This is a genomic window from Haemophilus sp. HMSC061E01 (assembly GCF_001810345.1).
Taxonomy (GTDB): Bacteria; Pseudomonadota; Gammaproteobacteria; order Enterobacterales; family Pasteurellaceae; genus Haemophilus_D.
On the sequence record NZ_KV801005.1, the window covers coordinates 466,451 to 473,201 of the forward strand.

The 6,751-nt window shown below is 38.7% G+C and carries 7 protein-coding genes and 2 rRNA genes; 2 read left to right on the forward strand and 7 right to left on the reverse strand.

All coding sequences use genetic code 11. The features are described 5' to 3' along the window. Window positions 1–37: 37 nt before the first annotated feature. A complete protein-coding gene (gene recQ / locus HMPREF2732_RS05775; RefSeq protein WP_070591946.1) occupies window positions 38–1,903 on the reverse strand; it encodes a DNA helicase RecQ in 1,866 nt (621 codons plus the stop codon). Next, window positions 1,903–2,208: an iron donor protein CyaY gene (gene cyaY / locus HMPREF2732_RS05780; protein ID WP_070591948.1), complete on the reverse strand. Its 306-nt coding sequence runs from the start codon at window positions 2,206–2,208 to the stop codon at window positions 1,903–1,905. The genes recQ and cyaY overlap by 1 nt, the downstream gene beginning before the upstream one ends. 95 nt (window positions 2,209–2,303) lie before the next feature. On the opposite strand from cyaY, the gene lptM reads away from it, so the two are divergent. Both lptM and lysA read left to right on the forward strand, forming a co-directional pair. Further along, entirely contained in the window at window positions 2,304–2,429 is a 126-nt protein-coding gene (lptM, locus tag HMPREF2732_RS09675; protein WP_083304350.1) for an LPS translocon maturation chaperone LptM, read from the forward strand. A 27-nt stretch (window positions 2,430–2,456) separates the two neighbouring features. Further along, complete coding sequence (lysA, locus tag HMPREF2732_RS05785; RefSeq protein WP_070591951.1) at window positions 2,457–3,707, forward strand: diaminopimelate decarboxylase; 1,251 nt, start codon at window positions 2,457–2,459, stop codon at window positions 3,705–3,707. 56 nt (window positions 3,708–3,763) lie between these two features. Here the strand turns inward: lysA and hemN are convergent, their stop codons facing one another. From hemN to HMPREF2732_RS05810, 5 genes are all read right to left on the reverse strand, one after another. Beyond that, entirely contained in the window at window positions 3,764–5,131 is a 1,368-nt protein-coding gene (hemN, locus tag HMPREF2732_RS05790; protein ID WP_049365246.1) for an oxygen-independent coproporphyrinogen III oxidase, read from the reverse strand. Beyond that, complete coding sequence (locus HMPREF2732_RS05795) at window positions 5,131–5,574, reverse strand: DUF2489 domain-containing protein (RefSeq protein WP_070591952.1); 444 nt, start codon at window positions 5,572–5,574, stop codon at window positions 5,131–5,133. The genes hemN and HMPREF2732_RS05795 overlap by 1 nt, the downstream gene beginning before the upstream one ends. Window positions 5,575–5,579: 5 nt before the next feature. Further along, on the reverse strand, window positions 5,580–6,137 hold the full coding sequence (gene yihI / locus HMPREF2732_RS05800) for a Der GTPase-activating protein YihI (RefSeq protein WP_070591954.1): 558 nt from the start codon (window positions 6,135–6,137) through the stop codon (window positions 5,580–5,582). 191 nt (window positions 6,138–6,328) lie between these two features. Then, window positions 6,329–6,444 (reverse strand): 5S ribosomal RNA (gene rrf, locus HMPREF2732_RS05805). Window positions 6,445–6,589: 145 nt separating this feature from the next. Then, window positions 6,590–6,751 (reverse strand): 23S ribosomal RNA (locus HMPREF2732_RS05810); the annotation flags it as partial.

Here is a 6,751-nt window from a genome sequence, read left to right on the forward strand (position 1 = left end):
AAGTGCGGTCGAAAAATTCTTTGTTTTTTGACCGCACTTATTCTTTTTCTGCCTTTTCTAAAATTGCTTTGTGTTCTCTAATCAATGCCATAAACGGCTGCCCAAAGCGTTCTAATTTGATCGCCCCGACTCCATTAATTTGTAGCATTTCAATATTACTTGTTGGCATATACTGTGCCATTTCCTGCAATGTTGCATCATTAAAGACAATATAAGGTGGAATATTTTCCTTATCCGCTAGCTGCTTCCGTAAGAAACGCAAACGCGCAAACAAATCTTTATCATAATTTGCCACTGTATTTTTATGAGACGTATGCACAATTTTATTAATGGATGAAATACGTGGCATCGCTAATTCAAGCGGCACTTCGCCTTTTAAAACAGGGCGTGCACTTTCTGTGAGCTGAAGCGTTGCACTATTAAACTCACCGATTACTTGTTGAATAAAACCAAGGTGGATAAGTTGGCGAATGACCGATTGCCAATGTTCTTTGCTTTTATCTTTACCAATGCCATAAACACTTAACTTATCATGTTGGCGTTCTACAATTTTTTGATTATGCATCCCTCGCAATACCGCAATCACATATTGCACGCCGAAACACTGCCCCACACGATAAATCGTCGACATCACTTTTTGCGCATCAATTAAGCCATCATATTTCTTTGGCGGGTCTAGACAAATATCGCAGTTTTGGCAAGGCGTTTGACGATATTCACCAAAATAATTGAGTAATACCAAACGGCGACAAGTTTGACTTTCGGCAAATTCACCAATGGCTTCCAATTTATGTTGCTCAATTTGACGTTGTGGCGTCTCTGGTTTTTCAAGCAGAATCTTCTGTAACCAAGCATAATCAGCCGGTTCGTAGAAAAGTACTGCTTCTGCAGGTAAATCATCTCGCCCCGCGCGACCAGTTTCTTGATAATATGATTCAATGCTTCTCGGCAAATCAAAATGGGCAACAAAACGCACATTGGATTTATTAATGCCCATTCCAAACGCAATCGTCGCAACCACAACTTGAACATTATCTCGTTGAAAATCTTGCTGGACGCGTTCACGCAGTGCAGTTTCCATTCCCGCATGATATGCCGCAGCTGAAACACCTTTATTTCGCAAAGTTTCAGCTATACGTTCTACTTTCGAACGACTATTACAATACACAATGCCACTTTTGCCTTTCTGAGCTAAGACAAAATGCGTAAGCTGCTCCATTGGCTTAAACTTTTCTTCCAACGTATAACGAATATTCGGACGGTCAAAACTGCCAATGTATTTGTGAGGATGGTCTAATTTAAGATGAGTGAGAATATCCTGTCTTGTCGCATAATCAGCCGTAGCCGTTAATGCCATAATCGGCGCATTTGGAAAAGCCGCTTTTAAGCCGCCAAGTTGGGTATATTCAGGACGGAAATCATGCCCCCATTGTGAAATACAATGGGCTTCATCAATGGCGATAAAGGAAATTTGAGCATAAGAAATCAGCTGAAAAAAGCTGTTTGTCATCACTTTTTCAGGTGATACATACAATAATTTTAATTGACCTGAAATCAGCTTATTTTCAACTTGTTGCTGTTGTTCGGGTGTCTGACTAGAATTCAGAAAATCGGCTTCAATACCGTTTGCTTGGAGTTGATCTACCTGATCTTTCATTAAAGAAATCAAAGGCGAAATCACTAATGTGAGACCAGGAAAACAAAGTGCTGGAATTTGATAACACAAGGATTTGCCATTTCCTGTAGCCATCACCACTAAGGCATCTTGACCGCTTAATGCAGCATGAATCACTTCTTCCTGCCCTTTGCGGAAAGATTGGTAACCAAAAACAGACTGCAATATATTAAGTGCGGTCATTTTTAAGTCTGTTTTTTGCGGGGCATGTTCCGCGAGTTCGGTCATTAGAATGTTACCGTTTCTCCGTGAGCCGCAACCGCCTCGGTTAAAGAATCCCAAAAGCATTTACCATCATTTGCCACCCAATCATTATTTTTATAAGCAAAATGGAATCCACCCAAACGGCTCGCAAGCCAAAGCTCAAGAAGTGGTTCTTGTTTATTGATAACGATTTGTGAACGGTCATCAAATGTGATCGTGAATACCGAACCTTGTGTTTCGCAATCCACATCACAATCTTGATTCTCTAACGTTTCTTCAATTTTTTGCCAAACCTGTTCAATATTTTGGTGAAATTCTGCAACATTCATAAAATTTTCCGATTAAATCTGATAGAATGCCGTGAATTATAAAGCCTTTCGCCTCGTTGGCAAAGGCAGATTTTACTTATTATAGAGATTGAAAAATGAAAAAATTACTTTCTATTTTGTTATTAGGTGCATTCTGTACTTTGACTACAGGTTGCGGCGTAAAAGGGCCATTATATTTCCCTGAAAAAGAACAGCCGCAAAACACACAAAAAACACAATAAAAACTGACCGCACTTAAAGGATTCGTCATGGATTTTTTCCAATATAAAAACGAGCAACTTTATGTTGAAGATTTGCCCGTCAAACAACTCGCTGAAGAATTTGGCACACCGCTTTATATTTATTCTCGTGCCACGCTTGAGCGCCATTGGCATGCTTTTGATTCAGCCTTAGGAGATCATCCGCACTTAATTTGCTATGCCGTAAAAGCCAATTCCAATATTGGTATATTGAATGTCATGGCAAAATTAGGCTCAGGCTTTGATATCGTTTCACAGGGCGAATTAGAACGCGTATTAGCAGCAGGCGGAGAAGCATCAAAAGTTGTCTTTTCTGGCGTGGCAAAATCTCGCGCAGAAATTATGCGAGCGTTAGAAGTAGGCATTCGTTGTTTTAATGTGGAATCTGTTGCGGAATTACACCATATCAACCAAATTGCGGGTGAAATGGGTAAAGTAGCCCCTATTTCTTTACGCGTGAATCCCGATGTGGACGCCCATACCCACCCTTACATTTCCACCGGATTGAAAGAAAATAAATTTGGTGTGAGCGTAGATGAAGCACGTGAAGTCTATAAATTAGCTGCAACCTTACCTCATGTGAAAATTACGGGTATGGATTGCCATATTGGCTCTCAGCTGACTGAATTACAGCCCTTCTTAGATGCAACTGATCGCCTCATTCGTTTAATGGAACAATTAAAAGAAGATGGCATCACATTAAAACACTTAGATCTCGGTGGTGGTTTAGGCGTAACTTATACTGATGAAACGCCACCCCATCCAAGTGATTATGCGACGGCGCTACTGAATAAATTAAAAGATTATGAAGATCTCGAAATTATTTTAGAACCAGGTCGAGCGATCGCAGCGAATGCAGGGATTTTAGTGGCGAAAGTTCAATACTTAAAAAGTAATGAAAGCCGTAACTTCGCGATTACTGATACAGGCATGAACGATATGATTCGTCCAGCACTCTATGAAGCTTATATGAATATAATTGAAATTGACCGCACTTTAGGGCGTGAAAAAGCCATTTATGATGTTGTTGGCCCGGTATGCGAAACCTCTGATTTCTTAGGTAAACAGCGTGAGCTCGCTATTGCTGAAGGAGATTATATTGCTCAACGGTCTGCTGGTGCTTATGGTGCAAGTATGTCCTCAAACTACAATTCTCGTCCACGTACGGCTGAAGTGTTAGTGGATGGAAACAAAGCTCATTTAATTCGTCGTAGAGAAAATCTCAGCGAGTTATGGGCTCTAGAAAGTATCGCAGAATAAAAATAGATAAAAAGAAAAAACGGTCGAGGATTATATCTTGACCGTTTTTTGTATAACTAAATAATTCGAGAGAATTGTTGTCGTTTTGCTGCCGCTCTTGAATAGGTATCAAAGCATAAGCAAATATTACGAATTAATAATCGACCTTTAGGCGAAACTTGTAAGCCTGTTTCCGTTTCAGAAATTAATCCATCTTCAAGTAATGGTTGTAATAACTGTAAATCTTCAGCAAAGTGCTTTCTGAAATCAATATTATATTGTTTTTCAATTGGTGCAAAATCAAGCTTAAAGTTACAAATCAACTGCTTAATCACATCACGGCGTAGGCAATCCTCTTCTGTCATCGCTAAACCTTTATGTAATGCGATTCCTGAATTTTCCACATCATGATAATAATGTTTTAATTCTTTTTGGTTTTGAGCGTATGTATCACCCAATAAACTAATCGCTGACACACCTAAACCAAGCAAATCACATTCTTCTTGTGTGGTATAGCCTTGGAAATTTCGATGTAGAACACCTTTCTCTTGGGCAATCGCTAATTCATCATCAGGTTTAGCAAAATGATCCATACCGATAAACTTATAGCCTGCATTGCCCAAAGTTTCGATAGTTTTCTGTAAGATTTCTAACTTAGTTTCCGGTGGCGGTAATTGATCTTCTTTAATTTTTGCTTGTCCCGCAAATCGACTTGGCAAATGGGCATAGTTAAAGATACTCAAACGATCTGGATTTAATTCAATCACTTTATGTAATGTAAACATAAAGCTTTCCACATTTTGAAGTGGCAATCCATAAATTAAATCAAGGTTAGTCGATTGGAAACCTAACTCACGAGCACGAACAAGTAACGCATTCACAAACTCTTCATCTTGTTCACGATTTACCGCTTTTTGAACCGCTTTATTGAAATCTTGTACACCCATGCTAATTCGGTTAAAACCAATATTGCGTAAATGATCAAGCATGTCTAGCTCAATTTCGCGTGGGTCCATTTCAATACTAACTTCTGCATTATCCGCAATCGTAAAATGATCTTTAAGCATCTTCATCAAACGAGCTGATTGCTCTTCTGTCAAATAAGTCGGTGTACCGCCGCCCCAATGCACTTGAGTCGCAACACGATTTTTGAATAATTCTGAACGCGCTTTGATTTCTTTTTCAAGATAATCAAGATAAATATCCGCCTTATGTTGATGACGAGTAATTACCTTATTACAGCCACAAAAGTAACAAAGTTTGTGACAAAACGGAATGTGTACGTAAAGGGAAAGTGGTCTTTCCGGATAACGATTAGCCGCTGCAATAAAATCTTCGTTTGTGTAACTTTCATTAAATTCTAATGCAGTTGGATAAGATGTATAACGAGGTCCTGATTGGTTATATTTTTGAATTAACGCAAGATCCCAAATAATTTCAGACATTAAGCTTCCCCAAATTTATCTACGTCATTTAAAAACTGACGTAACTCCAACATAATTTCTTCTTCAAATTTTGCTTCTGCACTTTCTCGCTCAAGATCGAGTTTCATTCTTTCTTTTTTTAATAAGGCTTTTCTAGCTTCATGCGTAGGCATTTCTTTCACAATGTTATAAAGTGCATACATCGCTTGATATGGTTGCAAAGATTGTCCCAAAGGGAGTAAAAGCATTGATAAACGAATCACTCCTTCTGAATGGTTGCAATCTCCATTTTGCATCGCTTTAGCGATAATTACCATACTCTCTTTTAGGCGTTTTGTACGTGCTATCTTAGCCTGTTTAATGAGAGTGCTTTGATGGCGTAACTTCCTAAGTAATTTGAAAGCATAAAATGATACGCCAGCAATAATTCCCAAAGCAATAATACTTAAAATAATCGGCCACATGACAATTATCTGAATTGGTTGATATCAATTTTCTCGAAGGTTCGATAGAGGTCATTCTCTGTCTCTTCTTCATCTTGAATACCTAATTCTTCCATTAACTGAGCAATACGATCTAAGCATTCATCCACAAATTGTTGATCAGCTTTACTAATCGTTTTGCCTTCATCTAAAGCATCCAATAATTCATTTAGAATTTCATTATTTTCTAAACGTTCTAACTCAATTTCGGGCGCAAGTTTTTTCGGTTCTTTTACTGCTGGAATTGTCATCCCTTTCTCAGGCTTATTCACAAATTCAACAATCAGTGGAACCTTTTTACGGCTACCAATACGCGGATCTTTTTGTTCAACGACTTGATTATTTTTATTTTGTTCAGCGTTACTATGACGAGAACCGGATGCTAAACCTTTATGTTTACGTTTTTTCTTATCTTCTCTTGCCTTAGCATCTAGTTCATAACGTGTTAATTTCTTACCTGATAGCTTCGGTGCTTCAGGTTTCTTGTCCGATTTACGAATTGGCATAATATCGCTAATTTTACGACTTTTCTTTTTTCGAGCCATTTGTGTTATTTATCCTATAAAAAATTTTGGTGATTGTACCATTCCACCTATATTTTCTCATTAAAAGATTTAAACATCTTTAATAAAACTATTCTGATTTTGACCGCACTTTCCTTTTTTCAAACTAATCTTTAGTCCACGATCCATAAACAAAAACCCCAAGCTCTTCAGCTCGGGGTTCTACATTCAGTACCTGGCGGTGTCCTACTCTCACATGGGGAAGCCCCACACTACCATCGGCGCATCGGCGTTTCACTTCTGAGTTCGGTATGGGGTCAGGTGGGACCACCGCTCTATCGCCGCCAGGATTATTCCTTTCATAACTTTTCTCTATTCTGCTCTCACTATCTCTAGTGTCTCACAACCAAACAAGCTGATTCTCCTTCAAAACTTTCTTCGTCTCTGAGTCTTTTTATTTTAGTCTTACAACCTCAAAAACCCTTGAGCGTTGTATAGTTAAGCCTCTCGGGCAATTAGTATCTGTTAGCTCAACGGCTCGCACCGCTTACACACCAGACCTATCTACGTCTTAGTCTTAAACAACCCTTACAGATTTATAATCTGGGAGAACTCATCTCAAGGCAAGTTTCGTGCTTAGATGCTTTCAGCACTTA

Bases quoted from the DNA above. Each gene is read 5' to 3' on its own strand.
- recQ (WP_070591946.1), bottom strand. From the start codon at position 1,903: ATGACCGAACTCGCGGAACATGCCCCGCAAAAAACAGACTTAAAAATG.
- cyaY (WP_070591948.1), bottom strand. From the start codon at position 2,208: ATGAATGTTGCAGAATTTCACCAAAATATTGAACAGGTTTGGCAAAAA.
- lptM (WP_083304350.1), top strand. From the start codon at position 2,304: ATGAAAAAATTACTTTCTATTTTGTTATTAGGTGCATTCTGTACTTTG.
- lysA (WP_070591951.1), top strand. From the start codon at position 2,457: ATGGATTTTTTCCAATATAAAAACGAGCAACTTTATGTTGAAGATTTG.
- hemN (WP_049365246.1), bottom strand. From the start codon at position 5,131: ATGTCTGAAATTATTTGGGATCTTGCGTTAATTCAAAAATATAACCAA.
- HMPREF2732_RS05795 (WP_070591952.1), bottom strand. From the start codon at position 5,574: ATGTGGCCGATTATTTTAAGTATTATTGCTTTGGGAATTATTGCTGGC.
- yihI (WP_070591954.1), bottom strand. From the start codon at position 6,137: ATGGCTCGAAAAAAGAAAAGTCGTAAAATTAGCGATATTATGCCAATT.